The organism is Hymenobacter chitinivorans DSM 11115 (genome assembly GCF_002797555.1).
Lineage (GTDB): Bacteria > Bacteroidota > Bacteroidia > Cytophagales > Hymenobacteraceae > Hymenobacter > Hymenobacter chitinivorans.
Map to the genome: position 1 here is coordinate 1 of NZ_PGFA01000004.1, position 26,482 is coordinate 26,482.

Here is a 26,482-nt window from a genome sequence, read left to right on the forward strand (position 1 = left end):
AGCGTTCATCCTGAGCCAGGATCAAACTCTCCATTGTATAAATTCCTACACTTACTCGTAAGTAAGCTGATGTCGAGTGCTGATCCGACTCGTATAACGAGTAAGTCTCGTTTCGTTGTCGCTTGTTAGACTCTCTACTCTTACGAGCAGAAAGCCTTACCTATTTGTCATTTCCAACTATTCAAAGAACGTGTGCCTCACCCTGTTGGTGAAACCCTGTACTAGCCAGGCTAGCCGTGTTCTACTCGTATTCCCCGCCCCTCGTTCGGTTTGGGAGTGCAAAGGTACAACCCTTTTTTCGTTTCGCAAGTGAAAGTGAAAATTTATTTTTCAACCTCCGACTCGTTTCCGTCACTCGCTTTCCCCTTCCTCTCGAAGCGGGCTGCAAAGGTAAGAACCTTTTTGCTTGCTTTCCAAACAAGGTGAAAAACTTTTTCTCTCCGTTGTTCGTAGCCCGCCTCCGTTCGATTTGGGACTGCAAAGGTAAGAGTGCTTTGCAAGAATGCAACCTCCGTCGGCAAAATAATCTTTAAAATTCCTTCGCCTGTCTCCCGATATCCACCTATCGTGCTCTAAGAGAGAATGCTTAGAAGAGCAGCCAAAGCGGATGACTAACTCTGGCAAGCTGGGTAAAGGTTCCTGCTCTGTGAAAAAAATGGATGAACAAGAGTTCAACCAGTCACGGGTGACGAAGAATGATAGACTGTATAACACGGGTCTTACGATTTGGATGCAGTGTTTTATTTAGAAGTATAGTGCTGTGTATAGCGTGTGCAGCGGCAAAGCGGGCAGAAGTGAGAGTGTAAGAGCAAGCTGCTATACTTCATTAGGCTTAGCTAGGCATTTGCTGGCTGTTTGCCGTGGGTTAGGTAAAGAGCAGTCAGAGCTTGGGGTATTTGCTTTCCTAGAAGTAAGGGGTACTATGAAGCCTTGATTGACAACTTAGCCTTACGAGGCTACCTAACTATAGGTAAGCTGAGCACCTACCTTAATGGCTACTTATATAAGTAGAGGACGAAATGAGTTCGGTAAGGCAGTAGTGTTAGTTTACTGGTGAGTCAGTAAGGTAGTAGGCGTTAGAATATGAGGAACAGGAAGGGACAAGCCTTGTGGGGCATCTCAGTAGGTGTCATAACTTGAAGGTGCCGTGTAGATGTACTGGACTATAACCTAGGGGACGGGTTGATATATGACAGGAGAAAGGCTGTAAACGGGTGTCACGATATACTTCGAAAAGAACAATTTGTGTTTAAAGTAGATTGCTAATATTTAATGAAATGAATTTGGATAATTAAGCGCATTATTCTTAATTTAGAAGCATCATAAGTCCTAAGTATTGGATTTAGTCAATGTATTGGGATGATGAAACGGCTCTTTCAACATTTAAATCTTAGCTATGTACAAAACAATACTCATTCTCTTGTGCGCGCTGTTCACGCTACTAGAGCCCCAGGCAGTACAGGCTACTGCAACTGAATACTCAGTTGACAAAACTGAGATGGCAGAGACGGCCACTCCCCGACCAAACTACAAGACCTACCGTGGCAATAGCCGTCATAAGGCTAAAAAGCTGGGCGTATTTAAGCGGTGGTCGCTGCGCCGGAAGGCAATGCGTAAGCGTAAGCATAAGGCAATTCCTTCGGTAAGAGTGGATAAACCTGTACGTAACAAGTAAGCCGGTACACTTTTGCTGGCAGAATGCTGAAGCAGCTTACTCGATCCTTCTAGGGCCGGGTGAGCTGCTTCACTGCTTTTGCGCTAGCCGGGTGATTCAGCAGCATAAGCAAACCCACTCTAAAGCAGTGAGGGCAGCCTGGGAAGACGACACCAAACGGGGAGCATAAGCCGATGGGAAGAGTGCGGGAACTCAGCAGCTTGGGACCAGCTAGGCAAGACCGCAAACAAGGAGGGATTTTATATTTGGAAAAATATATACTAAGCGCAACACTGAGTCGGTTGTAACGGTAGTAGCGTTGAACGCTCTTCATCCTCTATCTTGAGGCTCTACACTACCTGTTTTCCCACTCCTATGGCCGAGCAACTGCAAGTCATCACAAATTTTTTGAGCTTAAGTGAATCACTGGAAATAGACCCGGCATCGTACGCGGAGGTATTGCATCCTGACGTTGAGCAGGTTGAGTTTCCAAACTTGCTAAATCGCAGCATTCAGCGGCGGTCTTTCGCGGAAATCTTGGATAACATTCGTGCCGGACGAGAGCTGCTGGTGAACCCGCATTTCGAATTGCAGCGGGCCCATCACTGCCCGGACGGTAGTGTTGTGGTGGAAGCATACTGGCGGGCCACGTTGACCAGTGATATTGGTCCGCTGGTACGGGGGCAGCAGCTGGCGGCGCAATTCTGCATGGTGTTCGAGCTAGTGGAAAACAAGATTATCAAGCAGCGTACCTATAACTGCTTTGATCCTTTTTAAGCTACCGTAGAGGAGCGAGATGGGAGCGTGGAGAGCATATTGGCAAACGGCTGAATCCACAGTGAACTTTTTTGCGTTTAATAAAAACACCATTTCCATACTGGTATAGTATTGGCTAGTAGAAATGGAGAATTCGCCCAACATAGCAGGTGGACGGTAGTATTTCACTGTTCAGGTTGTTTGTGCGAAGCGTAAAGCTCACTTTTTCATCTGCGTTATGTACAAACTACTGCTCTTACTGCTGTGTGCGGTGCTATGTTTGGGCGAGCCCGGCACGGCTATGGCCGAATCGGAAGCCAGCGTAGCTATTACGGAAGGTGCCGTGGCAGCCCGCCCCATTCCGCGTCCGAACTACAAACGCTATAAAGGCCGCAAAAAGCACCGTAAGCCCGGCCTGTTCAGACGCTGGGCTGCCCGCCGCAAAGCGAAGCGCAAGGTTAAAACCGAGTCGTCGCGCAGAGGTGTCATTACCGTAGACCCACCAACGCGCAACCAGTAACGGGTTTCGGCGTCAGGTAGCAGCCGCACTTTCCTTCCGGGAAAGTGCGGCTGTTTGTTTTCTGGTCGGCAAGCAGCCTATGGCGACACAGGCGGCTGGTTAGAACGTACACTACCATATTTATTGGCTACGCATCATGAGTTCTGGTCCTATTATCCCCTTGGAGGGCAAGGCAACGCTGGGGACGCCGCTGAAGTACGCCCTGTTTCGAGCCATCTGGATTGCATCGGTGGTATCTAACATTGGAACTTGGATGCAAAATGTGGCGGGGGTGTGGCTTGTCACGACGCTGACTACCTCGGCTTTGCTAGTGGCGCTAATGCAGACAGCGACCAGCTTGCCAGCGTTTTTGCTCAGCATGCCTGCCGGCGCCATGGGAGACCTAATTGACCGGCGGCGGCTGCTACTGCTGACGCAAGGCTTCATGGCGGTGGTGGCTTTCGTGCTCGGGGGGCTCACGCTACTCGGTGAAATATCGGCCTTCGGGGTCTTAGCTTTTACTTTTCTGCTGGGAATCGGGGCAGCGCTGAACGCGCCGGTATGGCAAACGGTAACCACGGAGCTGGTACCCCGGCCGGTGCTGCCTTTTGCCATTACGCTAAATGGGGTCAGCAACAACATTGCCCGCGCCATTGGGCCGGCGGTAGGAGGGCTTATTATTGCGTATTACTCGCCGGGCTGGGTTTTCTTGGTGAACGGGTTGTCGTTTCTGGGCACCTACGCCGTGGTGTTTTCGTGGAAGCGCAACGAGGAAGCCAGCAGCGGACCCGCTGAAAACTTTGCCGGGGCCCTACGGGCGGGGCTGCGCTACGTGCAGTATTCGCCGGCCATTTACGCCGTGCTGTTTCGCACGTTTGCCTTTTCCTTCGGGGCCAGTGCCATGTGGGGGCTACTGTCGGTGGTTATTGGGCACAAGCTGAATTTGAGCTCGGGCACTTACGGCGTGATGTTGTCGTGGCTGGGAGCAGGGGCCATAACGGGGGCCTTGCTGATGGGCCGAGCCGGTGACAAGCTGAATTTCAACCAGCGGGTACTGCTTGGAACCTTGGTTTTTGTGGGCACTAACGTATGCTTGGCCTTCGTGACGGTGGTGTACTGGCTATACCCGGTGATGTTCCTGTCGGGAATAGCGTGGCTGATGGTGATGACCAGCTTTAGCACCACTGTGCAGCTACACGTGCCCAAGTGGGTACAGGCCCGGGTAGTGAGCATGTACATGCTCGTGTTTCAGGCGGGACTGTCGCTGGGCAGTATCGTATGGGGTGAGTTGGCGGATCGGGCTTCCCTGGAAATTGCTTTGCTAACTACGGCCGCCTGGATGCTGGTGAGCATGTTGCTGGCCATTCCATTTCCGATGCGCTCGGCGGAAGGGCTGGATTTGGCTCCGGCCGAACACTGGCCCGACCCCGCGGTGCAGAGCAGCATTGACCCGGACGATGGGCCGGTGGTGGTAATGATTGAATACGAAGTAGAAACCGCCGACTTACCCGCATTTCGGCAGGCTGTGGCGCGCCTTACCCGGCTGCGGCTGCGGGATGGGGCGTTGCGGGCCGGCGTATTTTCGGACGTAGCTGATGCCAGGCGCATTACCGAGTTTTTCTACGTGGCCACCTGGGGAGAGCATCAGCGCCAGCACCACCGGTTTACCAAGGAAGACCAAGCCGTAGAGGCCCAGGTCCGGCAGTTGCACACGGGCCCGCAGCCGCCCCGGGTTACGCACTTCCTGGCTTTCCCCAAAACCCCGAACGTGGAAGTGGCCACGCCCTACGAAACGATGGAAGGGCCGCAATAACTGGCACCATACCTTCATTAACGCAAACTGGCCGCCCCGGGAAGAGCGGCCAGTTTGCGTGTGGGCCAAGTTGGGCTACCAGGAGCCGCTGTTATCGTTGGTATCATCGAAGCCACCCCCACCGGAGTCGCCGGAGGAAGGGTCGTCGTAGGAAGAACTTTCGTCGGATGAAAAGTAGTCGGGCGCCGAGCTCGAGCCAGAGTCTTCAGAAAAGTAGTCGGGCGCCGGATTATCGGTGGCAGCGGGGCCATCCAGGGCCGGGAAACCGCCGCTGGTGGCGGGGCCGGCCGCACCATAACCCAGGTGCGGAGCCGGCGAATCGGGGCTGAACTGGTCGTTGTGGGGCGTGTCGTGGCTGGAGGCCATACGGTTGCCCAGGTAAGCTCCGGCCGCGGCGGCGGCCCCCGTCATGAGCATACCACCTACGCCGCTACCAGAGCCGCTGCCGCGGTTGGGCAAGAAATCCGGGGCCGGCTGGCGGCCGGGTGCCTGGTTGTAGCCCGGCTGATTATAGCCGCCGCTAGTGCCGCGGTTCGGTAAAAAGTCGGGGGCGGGACTACCGGCCGGTGCCGACGAGCGGCGGAACAGACGGGTAAGCAACCAGATACCACCGCCGATAACCAGAGCCCCCAGTGCGAGCGTGCCCAGGCCGAAGCCCGACGACTCCGGCTCGGGGGCCGATACCGGGACGGAACTGATGGGGGCCGCGGCAGCACCGGGTTCAGCGGTGCTCAATTCGGGGCTGGTCGGGCTGGGGGCGGGAGAAGCGGCCGGCGCCGGCTGGTTTTTCTGCGGGTTCGAATCGGGGTTAGCAGCCAGCATGAGCGTGTTCAGGCCAGCGCGCAAACCGGCGAAGTAGTTACCCTGCTTGAAGCGCGGCGTCATATCCTGCTTGATAACCCGGGCCGTGAGTTCGGGCGTAATAGCCGAACGCAGCCCCGCGCCGGCCTGAACCGTGACCTGGTGCTCCTGGGCGCCGAGCAGGATTACCAGGCCGTTGTCTTTGTCGCGCTGCCCGATGCCCCAGGTTTGGCCCAGCTCCCGGCCGTAATCGGCTACGCTGCGGCCCTCGAGCGTGGGCACGGTCACGACAACAATCTGGGTGCCGGTATTATCGGCGTAGCGGCGCAGGCCACCTTCCAGGGTTTTGGCCTCGGCCGGGCTCAGCAGCTGGCCCTGGTCGGTAACGAAGCGGAACGGGGTGGGGCGGGGCGGAATGTCATCGGCCGGCGCAGCCCAGGCCGGGCCAGCCAGGATGGCGGCCAGGAAGGCCCAAACAAGGAAAAGAAGACGGGGCATGGTGCAGGAAGTGAGGTGAGCGGTTTAAGTTGAACTGCTTCACTTTTACGAACCTGCCTGCCGCGTGGCTATGCCAGCGCAGGTACCGTTTGCTGCCGCCTGAGCGGAATTACTCTCAACTACCCTACTCCTGGTGCGGTGTTAGCAGCGAATACACGGCCCCATCGAGGTACTTATCCCGAAAAAGATAGTTTTCCCGGAAGTATGCCTCCTGCACAAAGCCGTGCTTGCGCAGTAAGCTAACGGACGCCGCATTGGCCGGATCAAGCTGCGCCTCGATACTATGCAGCCGCAGCTGGTCGAAACCGTAGCTGATTACGGCTTGCAGGGCTTCGGTCATCAGGCCCTGGCCAGCGTAGTGGGGGTGCAGGCCGTACCCGACTTCGGCCCGGTGGTGCTCGGGCTGCAGATTCCACAGGCAGATGGTACCGAGCAGCTCGGTGGGCTGCTCGGGCCGGCACAGCGCCCAGGCTATGCCCTGATTAGAAGCCAGCAGTTCGGCCAGCAGCCGCAAGTGGGCCTGGGCCTGGGCTAACTCCGGTTGCTTTTCGCGGGGGATGTAGCGCAGAAATTCCTCGTCGGAGCGGAAAAACCGGATGGCTTCCGCATCGTCGGGGGTAAGCTCGCGCAGCAGCAGGCGCGGCGTTGTCAGGACGGGGAAGGGCGTAAGCTGGAACTGCAGCATGAGGCTAGGACTTAGAAGCTGCCGGTTTGGGTTGGCTGGCCGCAAAAAGCACTTCGGCCGTGAGCTTGAGGTCTACGGTTGGCAACAAACCGTCGGCCAGGGTCAGGATGGCAAACAGGCGCTGCTGCAGGTCCCGGGCGTCGAGTGGACCACTGCGCAAAGCCGTTTGCACCAGGTGCAGCGACAAATCGGCCAAGACCAGTTTTTTCCGCTCCCACTGGTTTGTTTCCTGGGCAGCGCCCTGTTCGGTCAGGGCGTGGGCTTGGCTTACCAACTGAAGAATTTGCTCGTGCATGGCTAGAGAGAAAACACCCCGGGGTCCTCGGGCCGTAAACATACGCGGCCCGGAGGTTGGGCCCAAGCCTCCGCCCCAAAACTGCCGGTAGCCGGTGGGGTTAGGGCAGCAAATGAGTGGACACCGGCGGCTCACTGGGCTCGATGGGCCGGGCAAAACGGGGCCGGCCGTCGGCAGCAGTACCGGCTGCTACAAAGCCGTTACGCTCCAAAACGCGCTGGGAAGTCAGATTGTCGGGCTGGGTGTGAGCTACCAGCTGCCGCACCTGGCCCGTATGACTGGCCTGCTGCACCAGGCCCGCTACCAGCTCGGTGGCCAGGCCCTGCCCGCGCCAGTCGGCGGCCACGGAGTAGCCAATTTCGGCCGTGCCTTCCGCATCGGGCGGGCCCAGAAAGCCCCCGGCCCCGATAAGCGTGGTCGGCTGGTCGGCAGTGGCTTTGCGCAGAGCGTACCAGCCGTACCAGCCCGCCGCGGTGCGGCCCCCGGCCGTGAGCTGCTCCAGAAAATGGCGCATGGCCTCCACGTCGTACTCCCCCGGGGGCCAGTCGGCGGGCAGGGCGGCCCCGAGCAGGATCGGGAAGTAGTGCGGCTTGTGCAGCTCGGCGGTGAGCAGGGCCCGGCTGGCGGCAATGAGCGTGAGGCGGGGCGTGTGGGTGATGAGCGGAATCATAGCAGACTATACGGCTTCGCGGGGTGGCAAAGATAGGTGGCCGCCATTGCGCGGGAGCGGCCCGGCGGGCGGGGAAATAGGCGGGCCCTGCACCCGTTTACTTTCCCGCCAGGCTTTTGTCGCGGATGGCTTTGAACTCGGAGCCGGCTTTCCACTGCGGGAAGGTCGTTTCATTGGCCAGCTTGCTTCCCACGGAATACAGCAGGCGGGCATCCCACTCCATGCCGCGGTAGTCGGCGGTGGGGCTATACTCGTCGGAGGGCTGGTGGTAGTGCTTGGCTTCGAATTCCTCGCTCATCTTCTTCATGTAGGCCTTGCCCTTGGTCCAGCTGTCGGCGGTGCCGCTGGCGTAGAGGGAAGGCACGCCCACGTGGGCAAAGCTGAAGTGGTCGGAGCGGAAGAAGTAGCCCTTGTCGGCGTTCTGGTCGGGCTGAATGTAGCGGCCCTGCTCTTTGGCCGCCGCCCGGGCGTACTCATCCAGCTCCGACTGCCCGTAGCCGATAACCGTCAAATCCCGCATGGGGCCGGTGTTGGGCAGGTCGTCCATGTTGAGGTCGGCCACGGTTTTGCGCACCGGGAACAACGGGTGGTTGGCGTAGTACATCGAGCCCAGCAGGCCCTGCTCTTCGCCCGTCACGGCCAGGAACACGATACTGCGCTGGGGCTTTTCCTTGGCTTGCTGGAAGGCCTGGGCAATGGCTAGCAAAGCCGCGCAGCCGCTGGCGTTGTCGGCGGCCCCGTTATAGATAGAGTCGCCGGCCACCGGGGCCCCGATGCCGAGGTGGTCCCAGTGGGCCGAGTAGATGATGTACTCGTCGGGGCGGGTGGTGCCGGGCAGCACGGCCACCACGTTCTTGGATTCCTGGCGGCGCAGCTTGTTGGTAATGCTGGTACTCACGTTCAGGTTCAGCGGCCGGGCCTTGAAGCCTTTCTGGTTGGCGGCGGTGTAAGCTTCCTCGTAGTTCTGGCCGGCGGCCGAGAACAGCTTCTTGGCCGCGTCCAGGGTTATCCAGCCCTCCAGGGTGCACTTGCTGGCGCCCTTGTCGGCGGTCTGGTTGCGGAGCTTGGCGCCCGAGTAGCTGCTTTGCACCACGCTCCAGGGGTAGGCGGCGGGCTTGGTGTCGTGGATGATGAGCAGGCCGGCGGCGCCCTGGCGGGCGGCTTCCTCGTATTTGTACATCCAGCGGCCATAATACGTCATGGCGTGGCCCTTGAACATGGTCGTGTCGTTGCCCGCGTTGCCGGGGTCATTCACGAGCACCACCACGGTTTTGCCTTTCACGTCGAGGCCGGCGTAGTCGTTCCAGCCGTATTCGGGGGCCACCACGCCGTAGCCGGCGAATACCAGCGGGGAGTTATTCAGCGCTACCTGCTCCTTTTCCTGCTCGGTAAAGGCCATGTAGTCGGTCTTGTAGTTCAGGGCAAACGGCTGCTTGCCCCCGCTGATCTGCATGGTGGGCGCGGGCGTACCGGTAATTTCGACCAGCGGCACTTTCTGGAAATAGGTGCCGTCGGGGCCGGGCTTGAGGCCCAGCTTTTTAAACTCCTCGGCCAGGTAGGTGGTGGCTTTCTGCTCGCCCACGGTGAAGGGCTTGCGGCCCTGGTACTCGTCGGAGGCCAGCACCTTGATGTGGTTGCCAATCAGCTGGGCCGTAATTCCGTCGTTGGGCGAGGCGGGTACCACGGTGTCGGCCGGGGCCTCGGTGCCGGGCTGGCCGGCGGTGGCGGCAGAGTCGGAGCTGCGGCTCTGGCAGCCGGGCAGCAAAGTGAGCAGCAGGGCCCCGGAGGCCAGCAGGGGAGAGGTGAAGCGCATGAAAGAAGGAAGGGGGAAGGAGGAATTAACGATTCAAGGTGCCAAAAAAACGGCGCACTGCAAGCCCCAAGGCCCGGCGCGAGCCTTCTACACGGCCGCGCGAACTTTCTGCAGCGGCGCGCGAGCCTCCTACACGTGGGCAAGAGCTTCCCACACCTCCGCGCGAGCTTCCCACACCTCAGCACGAGCCTCCGACACCTCCGCGCGAGAGTCCGACACGTCGGCGCGAGCCTCCGACACGTCAGCGCGTGCATTTGTCAGGGCGCCGAAAGGGCTGGCGGAAGCTAAAAAGCGGCTTGTTGGCACAAAATCAGCGGGTGGCGGCGTTGTAGGCCCGCGGCGGCCCCGGCCGCACGCAACGGGCCGCCCGGCGCACTGTCTGTTCACTACTGCTTACCTTCCCGCCTTCTTCCCGAATTTCCTTTCTATGCACAAACACTTCCTTCTCCTGCTGGGCTTTGGGGCCGTCCTGGCCACGGCTCCGGCCACCGCCCAGCAGCAAAAGCCCGCCGCGGCTCCGGCCCCGGCCGCCTCCGCTACCGGCACCCGCCTCGTCGAAAAAGTAACCCGCAAGCCCGGCGAGCTGGTCATTCCCTACGAAAAGTACCTGCTGCCTAACGGCCTCACGCTGATTGTAACCGAAGACCACTCCGACCCGCTGGTGCATGTGGACGTGACCTACCACGTGGGCTCAGCCCGGGAGCAGATCGGCAAGTCGGGCTTTGCCCACTTCTTCGAGCACATGATGTTTGAGGGCTCCGACCATGCCCCCCAGGGCATGTTCGACAAAGTTATTATCGGCTCGGGCGGCACCAACAACGGCAGCACCAACCGGGACCGGACCAACTACTACGAAACCATCCCGAATAACCAGCTGGAGCGGGCCCTGTGGCTGGAAGCCGACCGCATGGGCTTTTTGCTCGATGCCGTAACGCAGCCGCGCTTTGAGGTGCAGCGGGCCACGGTGAAAAACGAGCGGGGCCAGAACTACGACAACCGCCCCTACGGCCTGGTGAGCGAGTACGTGGCCAAAACCCTCTACCCCTACGGCCACCCCTACAGCTGGCTCACCATCGGCTACCTCGAAGACCTGGACCGCTCCGACGTGAACGACCTGAAGCAGTTTTTCCTGCGCTGGTACGGCCCCAACAACGCCACCCTGACCGTGGGCGGCGACGTGAAGCCGGCCGAGGTGGTGGCCCTGGCCGAGAAGTACTTCGGCAGCATCCAGCGCGGGCCGGCCGTGCAGAACATGAAGCTGCCCGAGCCCAAGCTGAGCCAGGACCGCTACGTGAGCTACCAGGACAACGTGCGCTTTCCGCTGGTGCAGATGGTCTTCCCGACCGTGCCCCAGAACCACCCCGACGAAACCGCCCTCGACGCCCTGGCCGAAATCATCGGGGGCGGCAAGAACTCCCTGCTCTACAAAAACCTGATTAAACCCCAGAAGGCCGTAACGGCGGTGGCCTACCACCCCACGGCCGAGTTGGGCGGTGAGTTTACCCTGGCCGCCCGGGCCTTCCCCGGCAAGGGCCTCGACAGCCTCGAAATCCGCCTGCGCCAGACCCTGACCGAGTTTGAGAAGCGCGGGGTGAAAGACGAGGATTTGCAGCGCTTCAAGGCCAGCCGGGAAGCCGACCTGGTGAGCAGCCTGAGCAGCGTGAGCGGCAAAGTGAGCCGCCTGGCCGCCAACCAGACCTATACCGGCAACCCCAACTATATCACCGTGGAGCTGCAGCGCCTGCGGGCCCTGACCAAGGCCGACGTGCAGCGGGTGTACGGGCAGTACATCAAGGGCAAAAAGGCCGTGGTGCTGAGCGTGCTGCCCAAAGCTGCCCCCACCCAGCCCGCCCGGCCCGACAACTTCAGCATCAGCAAGGCCGACTACAAAGCCCCGGCCGACGAGTACAAAGGCCTGACCTACGTGAAGGCCAAGGACACGTTTGACCGCAGCAAACTGCCCGGCGCCGGCGCCAACCCCGTGGTGAAAGTGCCCGCCCTGTGGCAGGAGCAGTTCCAGAACGGCCTGCGGGTGATGGGCAGCCGCAACCCCGAAGTGCCCACCGTGAATATGCTGCTCACCATCCGGGGCGGCCACCGCCTGGAGCAGGCTAATCCGGGTAAAGCTGGTTTGGCGGCCCTCACGGCTACCATGCTCAACGAAGGCAGCCAGAAGTACACCGGCGAGCAGCTGGCCGACGCCCTGGACCGCCTCGGCAGCTCCATTACCGTGACGCCCGGCCCCGACAACACCTCAGTGAGCGTGCAGAGCCTGACCAAAAACCTGCCCGCCACCCTGGCCCTGCTGGAAGAGCAGCTGCTGCACCCGCGCTTCGATGCGGCCGACTTTGCCCGCGTCAAGAAGCAGGCCCTGGAAGCCATTGCCAACCAGAGCACCCAGCCCACCGTCATTGCCAACAACACCTACAACGCCCTGCTCTACGGCCCCGGCGACATCATGAGCGTGCCCGTGGGCGGCACCACCAGCACGATGCAGAGCCTCACGCTCGACGACGTGAAGCAGTTTTACCAGCAGTACTACGGCCCCGATTTGTCCCACCTGGTGATTGTGGGCGACGTGGACCAGAAGGACGTGGTCAGCAAGCTGGGCTTCCTCAAGAACTGGGGCCGCAAGGGCCTGACCCTGCCCGCCGGCAACCCCAACCCCCAGCCCGACAAAACCCGCATCTACTTCGTCAATAAGCCCGACGCCGCCCAGTCCGAAATCCGCATTGGCTACCTGGCCCTGCCCTACGACGCCACCGGGGAATACTACCGGGCGTATCTGGCCAACTACCTGCTCGGCGGCGAGTTTACCAGCCGCATCAACCGCAACCTGCGCGAGGAGAAGGGCTACACCTACGGGGCCTACTCCGGCTTCCGGGGCAGCCGCTACGTGGGCCCGTTTACGGCCCAGGCCGGCGTGCGGGCCGATGCTACCACGGCTTCTTTGGTCGAGTTTGAGAAGGAGCTCAAGAACTTCACCACCGGCATCAGCGACGACGAGCTCCAAACCCTCAAGACCTCGGTGGGCCAGAGCGACGCGCTGAAGTACGAAACCGGCCAGCAAAAAGCCGCCTTCCTGGCCCGCCTGCTCGAGTACGACCTCACCCCCGACTTCGTGCAGCAGCAGAACGCCATCCTGCAAAGCCTGAAGAAGGAAGACGTGCAGGCCACGGCCCAGAAATACCTGCCCGTGGATAAGATGTACATCGTGGTGGTCGGGGACCGGAACAAGGTGTTCCCCGACATTACCACCCTGGGCTACGACATCGTGGAAATGGACGCCGAGGGCAACCGCCTCACCAAGGCCATACCCGCCGCCGGCACTGTGTCGGCGACGGCGGCCGCCCCGGCCGCGGAGGGTCAGGACGTGAAGAAGGCCAAGTCCAAGACCAAGGATGAGGACGGCCGCAAAGCCAAGCGCAAGCTCAAAAAGGACGAGGACGGCACCAAGGTGAAGGAAAAGGCCGAGTAAGGCCCGCCGTTTTCCGAACAGTAAAAAGCCCGGTTCCTCAGCAGGAGCCGGGCTTTTTGTTGGCTATAGCGCCGCCGGGTTTCCTGGGTCCACCGCCAACTTTTCCGCCGGCTCCCGGTTTATCTGCCTTGGCTGGAAAGTATTTCCGGCCGCAGTTCGTCCTGTTAGGTAGCTACTGGACATAATTCGGGCGCCGGGCCAAGCTGGCGCTACTTAGAACACTTCAACGTGTCATATTCTTCGATTGGGCGGCGCTGGTGGGCAGCAGTGGGGCTACTCTGCGCTTCGCTGAGCGCCGCCGCCCAGGTGCCCGCCGCCGACAGCCTCCCGGCCCTGACGACCCGGCCCACCCACGACATTGTGGACGCCTACCGCTCGGTTTTTCCCCGCACCCACGTCACCGCCCACGACTCGCTGGCCCTGCAGCAGGGTGGCAAGTTCGTCTGGCTCATTCCGACCATCAGCTACACCCAGCAAACCCGCGGCCTGGTGCAGCTCACCGGCAATGTGCTGTTTCGGCGGCCGGAAGCCAACCTCTCGGCCCTGACGGCGGTGCTGAGCTACACCCAGAACAAGCAGCTCATTTTCACGGCCACGCCCGCCGTCTGGAGCAAGGGTAACCGCCTGTACTGGGTCGGCGACTGGCGGCTGATGCACTACCCCCAGAGCACCTACGGCCTGGGCATGCACACCACCACCGACCGGGCCGTGACGATGGACTACCAGTACCTGCGCTTCTACCAGAGCGTGCTGCGCCGGGTGGGACCCAACCTCTACGCCGGCCTGGGCTTCAGCCTCGATGACCACTGGGACATTGAAAGCCGCACCCCGCGCCGGGAGCTGACCCGCATTTCGAGCTACCCCTACGGCATTACGGGCCGCTCCATTTCGGCCGGGCCCACCCTGAGTGTGCTCTACGACAGCCGGGCCAACGCCATTAACCCCCTCGGCGGCGTGTACCTCAATACCGTGCTGCGGGCCAACACCCAAAGCCTGGGCAGCAACCGCAGCTACCAGACCCTGCTCGTGGATGCCCGCCGCTACCTGCGCCTCTCGCCCCGCACCACCGACGTGCTGGCCTTCTGGTCGTACAACGCCCTGACGTTGCACGGCAACCCGCCCTTTTTGGATTTGCCCAGCACCGGCTGGGACACGTTCAGCAACCTGGGCCGGGGCTTTATCCAGGGCCGGTTCCGGGGCAAAAACCTGCTCTACGCCGAGGCCGAGTACCGCTTCGGCATCACCCGCAACCACTTGCTGGGCGGCGTGGTTTTCGGCAACGCCCAAACCGTGTCGGAAGATCTGCACCTGGAGTCGGGCAGCCTGGCCAGCCAGTTCGACCGGGTGATGCCCGCCGTGGGTGCCGGCATGCGCCTGAACCTGAACAAAGTGTCGCGCACCAACCTGTCCGTGGACTACGGCATCGGCGCCGACGGCTCCAAGGGCCTCGTGGTCAACCTGGGGGAGGTCTTTTAGCCCGAACCAGCGTACTTCTGCTGGCCGGAAAATCCAAGCCGAGCCCGCCTGGTCACTCCGTAAGGTCTTAAAAAGGTCGGACGGCCGTCCAGAAGTCTGCCGGCCCTTCCCGAAAACCTCGGAGGGCCCGGCAGAAGTCTGCCGGGCCCTCCCGAAAACATCGGTCGGTATTCCAGAACTCTGCCGGGCCCCCGGGAAAACTTCGGTTGGCCTTCCAGAACTCTGCCGGGCTCTCCTGAAAACTTTGGTCGGCCCAGCAGAACTCTGCCAGGCCCTCGGGAAAACTTTGGATGGCCTTCCAGAGCTCTGGCCGGCTGTTGGTGCAAATCCCGGGGGGGCGGCCGGGCTGTAGAGACGCCTACTTGCGTCTCAATCGTTGAACGACCCGCCCGCCCCGGACCCAGGATAAACAACGATTGAGACGCAAATATGCGTCTCTACCTCGTGCAGATGGCGCCCCGGGCTTCCATCCGGAACAATTTACCCCTGGGCTGTTGTCGTTTAGCTGGCGGGGGCGCATGCAGCCTCCGCGGCTATATTGCGTATCTTTCCGGAGAGTCCGCCCTGGGCTCTTTTAGTGGACTGGAGAAAGAATCTGTGCCTGTAACGACTACGAATGCGCCGGCCCTGGAGCAGGTCCTGGCGCAACTGGATGCCTTTAAGCGGAAGTTTTACCTCAACCTGCTGGTGCGCGGTGCGCTGGTGGCGGGCGGGCTGCTGCTCACGCTTTTCCTGGTGTTCAACACCCTGGAATATTTCCTCTACCTGCCCACCTGGGTGCGGGGCGGCCTGCTCTTTGGCTTCCTGGCCCTGACGGTCTACGCCTTCGTGCACTGGATCTGGCAGCCCCTGGCCGCCCTGACCAACCTGCGCCGCCTGCTCAGCGACGAGCAAGCCGCCCAGCGGGTCGGCGAATTATTCCCCCAGGTCCAGGACAAGCTGCTCAACGCCCTGCAGCTGCAGGGCCAGGCCCGGGAAAATGAGCTCATTGCCGCCAGCCTCGAGCAGCGGGCGGGTCAATTGACCGGCCTGGAGTTTTCGCAGGGCATCAACATCAAGGCCCAGACCCGGCCGCTGTGGAAGTACGTGGCCATTCCGGCCGGCATCATGCTGCTGCTCTTGCTGGTGTACCCGGCCTTGTTCGTGCAGGGCACCGAGCGGATTTTCCACTACAACCGCGCCTACTCCCCGCCCGCCCCGTTCAGGTTTATCGTCGAAAACAAGGACCTGAAGGCCTTTAAGGGCGAAAACTACGCGCTGGCCGTGACGGTGGAAGGCGAGGCCCTGCCCAACGAAATCAGCATCGTGTACGGGGGCCGGGAGCGGCGCCTGAGCAAGCAGAGCGGCAACAAGTACACCTACGAGTTCAAGCAGCTGCAGCGCGACGTGGAGTTCCAGCTTTCGGCCGCCGGCTTCACCTCCGACGACTACGACCTGCTGGTGCGGGAGCGGCCCAACCTGCGCGACTTCGCCGTGCACGTCACCTACCCAACGTATATCGGCAAGCCCGCCGAAACCATCCGTAACACCGGCAACCTCACCGTGCCCGAGGGCAGCACCGTGCGCTGGGAATTCGCCACGGCCGCCACCGACGAACTACAGCTGCTCTTCACCAACCCCCAGGAAACCGTCACGGCCACCGAGTCGGGCGAGGGGTTTGAAACCTCGCGCCGCATCCTGCGCAGTCAGGAATACGCCGTGCGCCTGCGGAATGCCGCGAGCTTGAACCGGGACCCAATTCAGTACCAGATTACCGCCATTCCGGACCTCGTACCGGAAATTACGGTGGAGAGCTTCGCCGACACGACCTCCCTGCGCTACCTGGCCCTGGGCGGCTCGGTGCGCGACGACTACGGCCTGAGCCGTTTGCAGCTCCACTACCGCGTGACTTCGAAGGCCCGCCCCAATGGCGAGTACAAGGCCCGCGCCCTGGCCCTGCAAAGCGGCCCCAGCCAGAGCTACGCCTACCAGTGGGACCTGGCCCCCCTGAACCTGAAGCCCGGCGACCGGGTCGAATACTTCCTGCAGGTGTGGGACAACGACGGCGTGCACGGCCCCAAAGCGGCCCGCACCCGGGCGGCCGAGTTCAAGCTGCCTTCCACTAAAGAGCTGCGGGAGCAGATGAACGCCCAGTCGCAGTCGGTGCAGAACCAGCTGAGCCAGGCGGCCGAGAAGTCCAAGAAGCTGGAGCGGGAAATGGCCAAGACCGAGGACAAGCTCAAGACCAAGCGCAACCTCAACTTCCAGGACAAAAAGCAGCTCCAGGACATGCTCGAGCAGAAGCAGCAGATGGACCAGCAGCTGGCCGACATGAAGAAGATGTTCGAGGAGCTGACCCAGAAGCAGGACCAGCTCGACCCCAAGAGCGAGGAGCTGCGCGAGAAGGCCGAGGAGCTCAAGAAGCTCATGGACTCCCTGCTCGACCCCGAAACCAAGAAGCTCTACGACCAGCTCAAAAAGCTGCTGGAAGAGCAGAAGACGCCCGACGCCCAGCTCCAGAAGATGCTGCAGCAGCTCGAAAACAAGGAGAATACCCTGCAGAAAGAGCTGGAGCGGGCCCTGGAAATGTTCAAGCAGCTGCAGTTTGAGCAGAAGATGGAGCAGGCCACCGAAAAGCTGGAGCAGCTGGCCCAGGAGCAGGAAAAGCTGGCCGAGCAAACCGAGAAGAACGACAAGGACAACCAGCAGAAAGGCGACTCCAAGCAGGACCAGCAGCAGAAACAGGAGCAGCTCAAGCAGGAGCAGGCCGAAAAGCAGCAGGAGTTTCAGGACGTGAAAAAGGAACTGGACGAGCTCAAGAAGATGGACGAGCAGCTCGACAACCAGAATGGCGCCGACGACATGAAGCAGGACCAGCAGGACGTGGACCAGCAGCAGCAGGACAGCCAGGAGCAGCTCAGCAAGAATCAGAACAAGAAAGCCAGCCAGAGCCAGAAGCAAGCCGCCCAGAAGATGCAGCAGATGGCCCAGAAGATGAAGCAGCAGCAGGAGCAGGACGAAGACGAGCAGCAGCAGCAGAACATCGACGACCTGCGCGACATCCTCGACAACCTGATTACGCTCAGCTTCGACCAGGAAAACCTGATGAAGCAGTTCCGCTCCGTCGACCAGACCGACCCGCGCTTCGTGCAGCTGGGCCAGAACCAGCGCAAGCTCAAGGACGACGCGGCCATCATCCAGGACTCCTTATATGCCCTGGCCAAGAAAGTATTCCAGATCAAGTCGTTCGTAACCCGGGAAGTAGGGGAGATGAACGGGCAGATGGACGAGTCCCTGAACCAGATCCGGCAGCGCAATGTGGGCCGGGCTACCAGCAGCCAGCAGCTGGCCATGACCAGCATGAACAACCTGGCCCTGATGCTCAACGACGCCCTGCAGCAGATGCAGCAGGAGCAGCGCGAGGGGCAGCAGAGTCAGCAGAGCGGGGGCAAGCCCGGGGGCAAAAAGAAAAAGAAAGGCGGCTCCCCCGGCGAAGGCCAGCTGGGCAAGATGCAGCAGCAGCTCAATCAGCAGATTCAGCAGCTGCAGCAGAGCGGCAAAACCGGTCGGGCTTTGTCGGAAGATTTAGCTAAACTCGCAGCTCAACAGCAAATGCTCCGCGAAGCCCTCAAAGAACTCGATAAGCTCCAGCAAGGCAGCAAGGAAGGCAAAGGCCAGAACGGCATGGGTGGCACCGGCGACCTGAAGAAATTAATGGAACAAACCGAAACCGACCTCGTAAACAAGCGGCTAACGGAGCAAACCATTTTGCGTCAGCGCCAAATCATGACCCGCTTGCTGGAAGTCGAGAAATCGGCCCGGGAGCGGGACCAGGACGACAAGCGTGAAGCGCAGACCGCTCAGAACCGTCCGCCGGTGTTTCCGCCCGCTTTTGAGAAATATAAGCAGCAGAAAAATCGGCAAACGGAGCTCTTGCGGACCGTTCCACCGGCCCTCACGCCGTACTATCAGCGGGAGGTGAGTGAATATTTTCAGAAAATGAAATAGTGTTCCGCTAATTTTACCGCCCCGCTCCCTTTTACATACCTATGAAACAGGTTAAAATTCAGATTCCTTCGCTCGTCGAAAATATCCGCGTCGTAGAAAGCTTTATCGACAACTCAAAGGATACGTTTCACATCGAGGACGATATCTATGGCAATATCATGGTCGCCGTCACGGAGGCCGTGAACAACGCCATTCGTCACGGCAACAAGTTCGATAAGGACCGCAACGTGTACCTGTCGCTCTACGTCGATAAGGACCGCGTGAAGTTTGAGGTGGAAGACGAAGGTGAAGGCTTCGACTACACCGACCTGCTGGACCCCACCGCGCCCGAAAACCTGGAAAACCCCGGGGGCCGCGGCATCTTCCTCATTCGCCACCTGGCCGATGAGGTTGAGTTCACCAAGGACGGCCGCAACGTGCAGCTGACCTTTATGCTCACGCCGGCCGAAACCGACGAATCCTCCGCCACCGACACCGTTTCCAGCGAAAACGCGGCATGAACCAACACCCTCCCGGAACGGAAAATGAAATGAATGCGGGCCTGCCCGAGGAGTCGCACGAGTCACACGGCATCGAGTTCCTGGTCGAGGACGTCGACTTTGAGCTCTCCGAAGCCGAGGCCCTGACTTCCTGGATTGAGAAAATTGCCCAGGTGCACGAACACAAAATCGTGCAGCTGACCTATATTTTCTGTTCCGACGAGTATCTGCACCGCGTCAACGTCGAGTACCTCGACCACGACACCTACACCGACGTCATCACCTTCGATAACGCCGACGATGCCGATATCATCGAGGGTGACATTTTCATCAGCGTCGACCGGGTGCGGGAAAATGCCCAACAGCTGGGCGTCAGCTTCCACGACGAGCTGCACCGCGTGATGATTCACGGCGTGCTCCACCTGCTGGGCTACGCCGACAAGGATTTGCTGAGCCAGACGGCCATGCGCAAGAAAGAAGACTACTGCCTTTCGCTGCGGCCTTTTTAAAGCTCTGGCTTCCCGCTATTTTAGTCAAAATGCCCGCCCTGCTGCGGGCATTTTTGTTTATTGCCAGTACTAGAAGCCCGTCATTGCAGGCCATTATTCTCATCTTTACCTTATGTCTGCTTCCTCCTCCCACCACCTGATTATTCCCGGCGAGGCGCTGGACTTTTACCTGAGCCAGGGATATTACCGGATGCACCAGGACCTGTTTACCTGCCGCTTTCTGCCCATTGAGGGCGGCTTTTACACGGTACACTGGCTACGAATTGTGCTGGGCGAGGTGCAGTATGGTCCTGAGCAGCGCCGGCTGTTGCGGCTCAACGAGCGGTTTTCGGTAACGCTGCGCCGCTTTCAGCTGACCGATGAGCTGGAGAACTTATACGCCGCCTACCGGGCCTCGATAAACTTTGACGCCCCGCCCACGGTGGAGTCGTTTCTGCTGGCTGGGGCCAGCCACAACGTGTTTTCGACCGGCGTGGTAGAAGTGCGCGACGGAGCCCGGCTCATTGCCGCTGGCATCTTCGACAGCGGGGCCCGCAGCCTGGCCGGCATCATGAACTTCTACCACCCCGACTACCGCAAGCACAGCCTGGGCAAATACCTGATGCTGCTCAAAATCGAGCACGCCCAGCGTCAGCAGCACCGCTACTATTACCCCGGCTACCTGGCCCACGACTACCCCAAATTCAACTACAAGCTTTTCCCCTGTCCGGCGGCCACCGAAGTCTTCGACGCCTGCCACCACTACTGGGAGCCTTTTTCCTGGGAAACCGTAGCCCGCCAATCCGCTGAGCTGCTGGCCGATTGGCAGGACGACGACCTGGCCGACCTCGGTTAGAGCGGCGGAAGCAGGCCGCGCGAAAAAGCCGTTGAATCCGTATCTTTGCGCACGTTTTGAGCGTGTTGCCCCTGGTTTCCCGCAGTTGATGACCTGAAAAAAGCCCCGGCCCCGCCGCGGGTGCTTGCGGGGTCGAGGAGCGCGAACTTCCCCCGAGTGGTTACTGTTTGCCTCCAACGGCCCGCGCAACAGGTCCAGGACCCAAGCCATCAGGCGGGGTCCCGAGTCGTCTGCCAGCCGCGTCATCCGTCGAATCCGTCTAAAATCCGCGGTCCATGTTTCAGCAAGAAGAGTACGATGTTATTGTAGTAGGGGCCGGCCACGCTGGTTGTGAAGCAGCGGCTGCCGCGGCCAACCTGGGCTCTAAAGTCCTACTGGTCACGATGAACATGAACACCATTGCCCAGATGTCGTGCAATCCGGCCATGGGCGGGGTGGCCAAGGGCCAGATCGTGCGCGAAGTAGACGCGCTGGGCGGGCAGTCGGGCATTATCACCGACAAAACCATGATTCAGTTCCGGATGCTGAACCGCTCCAAAGGCCCCGCCATGTGGAGCCCCCGAGCGCAGAGTGACCGAATGCGCTTTGCCGAGGAGTGGCGCAACACGCTGGAGCAAACCCCGAACGTGGACTTCTGGCAGGAATCGGTGACGGGTATCGTGGTGGAAAACGACACGGTGGTGGGCGTCAAAACCCAGCTCGGCATCGAGTTCCGGGGCAAGTCGGTGGTACTCACCAACGGCACTTTCCTGAACGGCCTGATTCATATCGGCGAGAAAAACTTCGGCGGGGGTCGCGCCGCCGAAAAGAAAAGCACCGGCATCACTGAGCAGCTCCAGGAGCTGGGCTTCGAGACGGGCCGCATGAAAACCGGCACCCCGCCCCGGGTGGACGGCCGCAGCCTGGACTATTCCAAAATGGAAGAGCAGGCCGGCGACGAGGTGCCCAGCAAATTCAGCTACCTCGACACACCCGCCCTGGTCAAGCAGCGCCCCTGCTATATCACCTACACCAACCAGGAGGTGCACGACATCCTGCGCGAGGGGTTCGAGAAGTCGCCGATGTTCCAAGGCCGCATCAAGGGCCTGGGGCCGCGCTACTGCCCGAGCGTGGAGGATAAAATCAACCGCTTCGCCGACAAGGACCGTCACCAGATTTTTGTGGAGCCCGAGGGCAGTAGCACCGTCGAAATGTACATCAACGGCTTCAGCTCCTCGCTGCCCGAAGACGTGCAGTACCGCGCCCTGCGCAAGATTGCGGGCTTCGAGAATGCTAAAATGTTCCGGCCCGGCTACGCCATTGAGTACGACTTTTTCCCGCCGACCCAGCTCAACCTGACCCTGGAAACCAAGCGGATCAAAAACCTCTACTTCGCCGGCCAGATCAACGGCACGACGGGCTACGAGGAAGCCGCCTGCCAGGGTCTGATGGCCGGTATCAACGCCCACAACCGCGTGCACGGCCAGGAACCCTTTATCCTGAAACGGAGCGAGGCCTACATCGGCGTGCTCATTGATGACCTCGTCAACAAAGGCACCGACGAGCCTTACCGCATGTTTACGAGCCGGGCCGAGTACCGCATTCTGCTGCGCCAGGACAACGCCGACCTGCGCCTGACGCCACTGGGCCACGCCCTGGGTTTGGCCTCCGACGAGCGGATGGAGCGGGTGCAGCGCAAGCAGCAGGAAACGGCCGAAGCGGTGAAGCTGCTGAAGAACTTTGCCATCGAGCCGGCCGAAATCAACGGCTTGCTGGAGGAGCTGGGCTCGGCCACGCTGCACGAGCGGACCCGGGCCGTGAACCTGCTGCGCCGCCCCAACCTGGAGCTCGAGCACCTGACCCGCACCTTGCCGGCCCTGACGCTGGCCCTGGGCCAGTACCAGCCCGACAGCCTGGAGCAGGCCATTATTGCCATCAAGTACGAGTCCTACATTGAGAAGGAAAACCAGCAGGCCGCCCGGGTAGCCGAGCTGGAAAACTTCGTCATTCAAGGCCGCCTCGACTACCAGCAAATGCCGGCCCTCTCGCACGAGGCCCGGGAAAAGCTCCTCAAGGTGCAGCCCGAAACCCTGGGCCAGGCCGCCCGCATCAGCGGCGTGTCGCCGGCCGACGTTTCGGTGCTGATGGTGTACCTTGGCCGATAATTCAGCAGTGTTGAATCTTAAAAGTTGAATGTTGAATGGCTGGTTACACTGTAGCCACGCCGTTTGGCACTCAGCATTTAACATTCAACATTCAGCATTCAACATTCCCTCAAAGCGTGTCGTACGAACGTCTGGAAAATTGCCCGGTTTGTGGCAAAAGCGAGTTTCGCAACAAGCTGGTAGTAGAAGATAAGTCGGTGAGCAAGGAAAGCTTTGCCATCGTGCAGTGCCAGAACTGCACCTTTCAGTTTACCAACCCGCGGCCCGGCATCGAGGCCATCGGGCGCTACTACGAGTCCGACGACTACGTTTCGCACAACAGCACGGCTACCGGCGTCATCAACCAGGCCTACAAGGTTGCCCGCTTTTTCACGATGCGCCGCAAGGTGGCGTTGGTCAATAAGCTGGCCCCGCGCAAAGGCAAGCTGCTGGATTACGGTTGCGGCACGGGCCACTTCCTGGCCGCGGCCCGCTCCGGCGGCTGGCAGGTGGCCGGCGTAGAGCCCAACGCCCGCGCCCAGCAGGAAGCCTCCGAGCGGGTGGGCCAGCCCATCGGCAACGAAAACCTGGTTTCGTTTGAGTCAGCCTCCTTTGATGCCATTACCCTGTGGCACGTGCTGGAGCACGTCCACAACCTGAACGAGACTTTGCAGCAGCTCGTGCGCCTGCTCAAGCCCGACGGGGTGCTCATCATTGCCGTGCCCAACGTGGACAGCCTCGACGCCCAGCACTACCGCCAGGACTGGGCCGCCTACGACGTGCCCCGCCACCTCTACCATTTCAGCCCCAAAACCATGAAGCTGCTGCTCAAAAAGCATAAGCTCACGGTGCCCGAAACTCTGCCTATGCCCCTGGATGCTTACTACGTGAGCATGCTCAGCGAGAAGCACCGGGCCGAGCGGGGCGGCGGGCTGATGAACGTGCTCAAGGCTGGCTACAAATCCAATAAGTACGCCGAAGAACACGAAGGCCTGTATTCAAGCGTTATCTACGTAGCCCACAAACGCTAAAACTATGCGGGTACGGCGGCTGGTCCTGGTCCTGACGTGGCTCGTGGCCGGCCCCGGGGCCGCAGCTGGCAGGGGAGGGGAGGGGCTAAGCACTTTGCCGCCAGCTGCTTCCGTGGCGAGACACTTTACGCTCCCCCCGGACACCGCGCGCCGGGCGCTGCGGCCCGATTCGGTGACAACCGCGCCGGTGCTGCTGTTGCCCGCCGACGATAAGCCCACCCGGAGCGTTAGTCTGCGTATCCTCGGGGCCATTGCTTTCCTTACCGTTACCACCCTTTTGCTGTATAATGTCCGTTCGCGCTAACCTGCTTGTTCTGCTTTCCGCCAGTGCCCTCGTGAGCGGCTGCGCGGCCGTAAGCTCGCCGCAGGGCGGCCCTAAAGACGTGACTCCGCCCAAGCTCACGGGCTCTTTCCCGGCCAACGGGGCGGTGAACGTGCGGGAGCAAACCGTCCGACTGGAGTTTTCGGAGTCAATTCAGCTCCGCGACCTGTCCAAAAACCTGATTGTGGCCCCGGTGCTGCGCGAAGACGATAAGTACAAGGTTAAGGAAGAGCGCAGCGCCATTTCCCTGGTATTCGACCAGCCCCTGCAGGCCAATACTACTTACACGTTCAACTTCGGGGCGGCCATTACCGACATCACCGAAAACCTGCCGGCCCAGAACGTGCTGGTCACCTTCAGCACCGGCGCCCGCCTCGACTCGGGCTCGGTGCGCGGCTCGGTAACCCAGCTGCTGAGCGGGGCCGCCGCGGCCGAAGTACCCGTGATGCTGTATCCCGAAACCGATACGATGACTATCCGGCGCGGCAAGCCCTATTATATGGTGCGCACCGACAAAGCCGGCGCGTTTGTGCTGAACAACCTCAAAACCGGTCGCTACCGCGTCTACGCCCTGGCCGACAAAAACAACTCGGGCCGCTACGACGAAGGGGAGCAGATTGCCTACTTGCCCGAGCCCGTTACGGTGCGCCCCGGCCTCGACTCGCTCCGCTTGGTGCTGGTGCGCCCCGACGCCCGCCGCCCCATTATTGCCAGCCAGCAGGGCGCGCCCACTCAATTCAAAATCTTCTTCAACGAAGGCCTCACCCAAGCCCGCCTGCTGCCCCTGGGCACCGCGGCCACGGCTCCCGCCCCGGCCCCGCTGAACGAGGCCCTGTTGCTCGCGGAAAAGGGCCGCAGCGTAACGCTGTTTCGGACCGCAGCCCTCACCGAGGGCCGCTACCTGCTGGCCACCGCCGACAGCGTGGGCAACACCGGGCAGGATACCATCAACGTTAAGTTTCCGGGCACCATCACGGCGGCGGCCCGACGGGCTCCACAGTATGCCGTGGTAGGCGCCCCCCGCGACGTGTACCGGCAGGGTCAGGTTAAGTTTCAGTTTCTGGAGCCCCTGCGCCCGTTTACGAAGCAGCCCATCGGCATCCTGCTCGAAGACTCCACCACCCGCAGGCCCATCCGGGTACCGCAGGAGGCAACGCTCAGCCCTGACCGGACGCTGCTGACCGTAAACCTGAACACCAAGGCCAAGAAGAGCATTAGTATCGTCCTGGATTCGACGGCCGTCACCACCATTACCGACCAGCGCCTGGCCCTAAAACCGGTGCGTCTGTTGGTTACGGATCAGTCGCCGGTGGGCAGCGTGGCGGGCACCATCCAAACCAAGTACGCGCGGTTTCAACTGCAGCTGCTGGATGGCACCAACCAGGTTGCCGCCGTGCTGGATAACCCCAAAAACACTTTCCGCTTCGATAATCTGGCCCCTGGCACCTACCGCCTGCGCGTGCTCATCGACGCCGACAACAACGGCACCTGGCGCGGCGGCGACCCGAAGTTCATCGTGCCGGCCGAGCCAGTGTACCTGGCCCCCCAGCCCATTCAGGTGCGGGCCAACTGGGATGTGGAAGACCTTAAGCTGGCTTTCTAGGTCCCCACCCGTTTCCTTACTTACCCCGAGCCCCGGACGCTGCTGCCTCCGGGGCTTTTTCGTGCCGGCCCGCCTACCAGTCACAAGGTTTAGCCAAGCCAGGCAGGAGGGAAGCCGGTCCGACTTTCCTCGTTTCCTTGGTTGCGGCGGGCTGGTGTGGCCGGCCGGGGCCAGCGGGCCGGCAGCTAGGGTATTTTCCTATATAGCGCCGGCCTAAAACCAGCCATTTTGAGCTATCCACATGGGGAGCTTTCAGAATCAGGAAGCTACGTGCTTTCCACATTTTTTTCCACAGCCCATAGTCGGCTTTTCCGCCTAAGTGGGTTAATCTGTGGATAATGGTGGGGAAACGTGGGGATAACCCGTGGAGAAGTTGCGGAAAAGTTTTTTTGCCCGTCTGCAGCCCAGCACAGAGGCCGCTTTCCACACTGCCGACGTGGATAAGGGTGGATAACTATCCCCGGAAAATACCCTAATCCACACCCGGCAAAACCTGTGAATTGTGGATTCGTGGATAACGCTGTGAATTGTGAATAATTCTCGTAAGTGATTTATAATATGTGTTTTACTATCCACACCCCCTGTTGACAGACGGTGTATAAGCTCAATCTTGTACACAAGTTATCCGCTCTGTGTATAACTATATTTTCTTATCCACTTATGAACACCCCCAACGAGTGGAGACAAAAAGAAATCTTTTAAAAAATTTAATTCAAAAGTTATTAACCCTGTGGATAAGCTCGGCCGGCTTTCAAAAAATGGAAAGTCCCGTTTCCGGCATTCGGCAGATCAAGACCTCAAGCGGCGTGAGCTGGGCTCGGGTTTGGTGAACAGCGGCGGTAGCTCGGCAAAGTGCGGCCTGGCCTAGCACGGACTTGGCTCGCCGGCCCGCAGAATAGGGTCTGCGGTAAACGTAGGCGTAGGCAGCCGGGCGGGCTAATAAATTACACCAACCCGGTTTTGGGGCGGACCACTCCCCTGCTGCGGCCTACGGTCCTGGTTTCGCGGCTTAGTAGGGTGTCATCAGCGCTTTGGCTAATAAGGCCGGGTGAAAACGGCGTATAACGGCGGGGAAGCAGTTGCTGCTGAGCGAGTAAACGGCCCGGGTTACGCACTTTTCCACACGCTGAGCTGTGGAAAACCGGCAAAGCTGGT

General features: G+C 60.4%; 17 protein-coding genes. 12 read left to right on the forward strand and 5 right to left on the reverse strand.

Going from position 1 to position 26,482, the window contains the following annotated elements; genetic code table 11:
- Window positions 1-2,029 precede the first annotated feature (2,029 nt).
- The 3 genes from CLV45_RS20005 to CLV45_RS20015 all read left to right on the forward strand — a co-directional run bounded on the left by CLV45_RS20005 (window position 2,030) and on the right by CLV45_RS20015 (window position 4,722).
- Entirely contained in the window at window positions 2,030-2,431 is a 402-nt protein-coding gene (locus tag CLV45_RS20005; protein WP_100338271.1) for a nuclear transport factor 2 family protein, read from the forward strand.
- A gap of 217 nt (window positions 2,432-2,648) precedes the next feature.
- Entirely contained in the window at window positions 2,649-2,930 is a 282-nt protein-coding gene (locus tag CLV45_RS20010) for a hypothetical protein (RefSeq protein WP_157807678.1), read from the forward strand.
- A gap of 136 nt (window positions 2,931-3,066) precedes the next feature.
- Window positions 3,067-4,722 carry an MFS transporter gene (locus tag CLV45_RS20015; RefSeq protein WP_100338273.1) on the forward strand — a complete coding sequence of 552 codons (1,656 nt, stop codon included), beginning with the start codon at window positions 3,067-3,069 and terminating at the stop codon, window positions 4,720-4,722.
- A gap of 75 nt (window positions 4,723-4,797) precedes the next feature.
- On the opposite strand, the gene CLV45_RS20020 is transcribed toward CLV45_RS20015, so the two are convergent.
- The 5 genes from CLV45_RS20020 to CLV45_RS20040 all read right to left on the reverse strand — a co-directional run bounded on the left by CLV45_RS20020 (window position 4,798) and on the right by CLV45_RS20040 (window position 9,484).
- Window positions 4,798-6,021, reverse strand: coding sequence for a TPM domain-containing protein (locus CLV45_RS20020; RefSeq protein ID WP_100338274.1), 1,224 nt, complete (start codon window positions 6,019-6,021; stop codon window positions 4,798-4,800).
- Window positions 6,022-6,145: 124 nt separating this feature from the next.
- On the reverse strand, window positions 6,146-6,706 hold the full coding sequence (locus CLV45_RS20025; protein ID WP_100338275.1) for a GNAT family N-acetyltransferase: 561 nt from the start codon (window positions 6,704-6,706) through the stop codon (window positions 6,146-6,148).
- Window positions 6,707-6,710: 4 nt separating this feature from the next.
- Entirely contained in the window at window positions 6,711-7,001 is a 291-nt protein-coding gene (locus CLV45_RS20030) for a hypothetical protein (RefSeq protein ID WP_100338276.1), read from the reverse strand.
- 100 nt (window positions 7,002-7,101) lie between these two features.
- A complete protein-coding gene (locus tag CLV45_RS20035) occupies window positions 7,102-7,671 on the reverse strand; it encodes a GNAT family N-acetyltransferase (RefSeq protein WP_100338277.1) in 570 nt (189 codons plus the stop codon).
- Between the two features lie 97 nt (window positions 7,672-7,768).
- Entirely contained in the window at window positions 7,769-9,484 is a 1,716-nt protein-coding gene (locus CLV45_RS20040) for a M28 family metallopeptidase (RefSeq protein WP_100338278.1), read from the reverse strand.
- A gap of 427 nt (window positions 9,485-9,911) precedes the next feature.
- On the opposite strand from CLV45_RS20040, the gene CLV45_RS20045 reads away from it, so the two are divergent.
- The 9 genes from CLV45_RS20045 (at window position 9,912) to CLV45_RS20090 (ending at window position 25,327) form a co-directional block, all read left to right on the forward strand.
- On the forward strand, window positions 9,912-12,962 hold the full coding sequence (locus CLV45_RS20045) for a M16 family metallopeptidase (protein ID WP_100338279.1): 3,051 nt from the start codon (window positions 9,912-9,914) through the stop codon (window positions 12,960-12,962).
- 228 nt (window positions 12,963-13,190) lie between these two features.
- On the forward strand, window positions 13,191-14,438 hold the full coding sequence (locus CLV45_RS20050; protein WP_245882928.1) for a BamA/TamA family outer membrane protein: 1,248 nt from the start codon (window positions 13,191-13,193) through the stop codon (window positions 14,436-14,438).
- Between the two features lie 597 nt (window positions 14,439-15,035).
- On the forward strand, window positions 15,036-18,425 hold the full coding sequence (locus CLV45_RS20055; protein ID WP_245882929.1) for a DUF4175 family protein: 3,390 nt from the start codon (window positions 15,036-15,038) through the stop codon (window positions 18,423-18,425).
- A 41-nt stretch (window positions 18,426-18,466) separates the two neighbouring features.
- Complete coding sequence (locus CLV45_RS20060; protein ID WP_100338280.1) at window positions 18,467-18,925, forward strand: ATP-binding protein; 459 nt, start codon at window positions 18,467-18,469, stop codon at window positions 18,923-18,925.
- On the forward strand, window positions 18,922-19,413 hold the full coding sequence (gene ybeY / locus CLV45_RS20065) for an rRNA maturation RNase YbeY (protein ID WP_100338281.1): 492 nt from the start codon (window positions 18,922-18,924) through the stop codon (window positions 19,411-19,413). Before CLV45_RS20060 ends, ybeY begins: the two co-directional genes overlap by 4 nt.
- 112 nt (window positions 19,414-19,525) lie before the next feature.
- The gene (locus tag CLV45_RS20070) at window positions 19,526-20,248 is read left to right on the forward strand and encodes a GNAT family N-acetyltransferase (RefSeq protein ID WP_245882930.1); all 723 of its coding nucleotides are present in this window, start codon (window positions 19,526-19,528) and stop codon (window positions 20,246-20,248) included.
- A 275-nt stretch (window positions 20,249-20,523) separates the two neighbouring features.
- Window positions 20,524-22,392 (forward strand): tRNA uridine-5-carboxymethylaminomethyl(34) synthesis enzyme MnmG, encoded by a 1,869-nt coding sequence (gene mnmG, locus CLV45_RS20075; protein ID WP_100338282.1) that lies wholly within the window; start codon window positions 20,524-20,526, stop codon window positions 22,390-22,392.
- A 116-nt stretch (window positions 22,393-22,508) separates the two neighbouring features.
- A complete protein-coding gene (locus tag CLV45_RS20080; RefSeq protein ID WP_100338283.1) occupies window positions 22,509-23,402 on the forward strand; it encodes a class I SAM-dependent methyltransferase in 894 nt (297 codons plus the stop codon).
- A gap of 287 nt (window positions 23,403-23,689) precedes the next feature.
- Window positions 23,690-25,327: an Ig-like domain-containing domain gene (locus tag CLV45_RS20090; RefSeq protein ID WP_100338285.1), complete on the forward strand. Its 1,638-nt coding sequence runs from the start codon at window positions 23,690-23,692 to the stop codon at window positions 25,325-25,327.
- Window positions 25,328-26,482 lie beyond the last annotated feature (1,155 nt).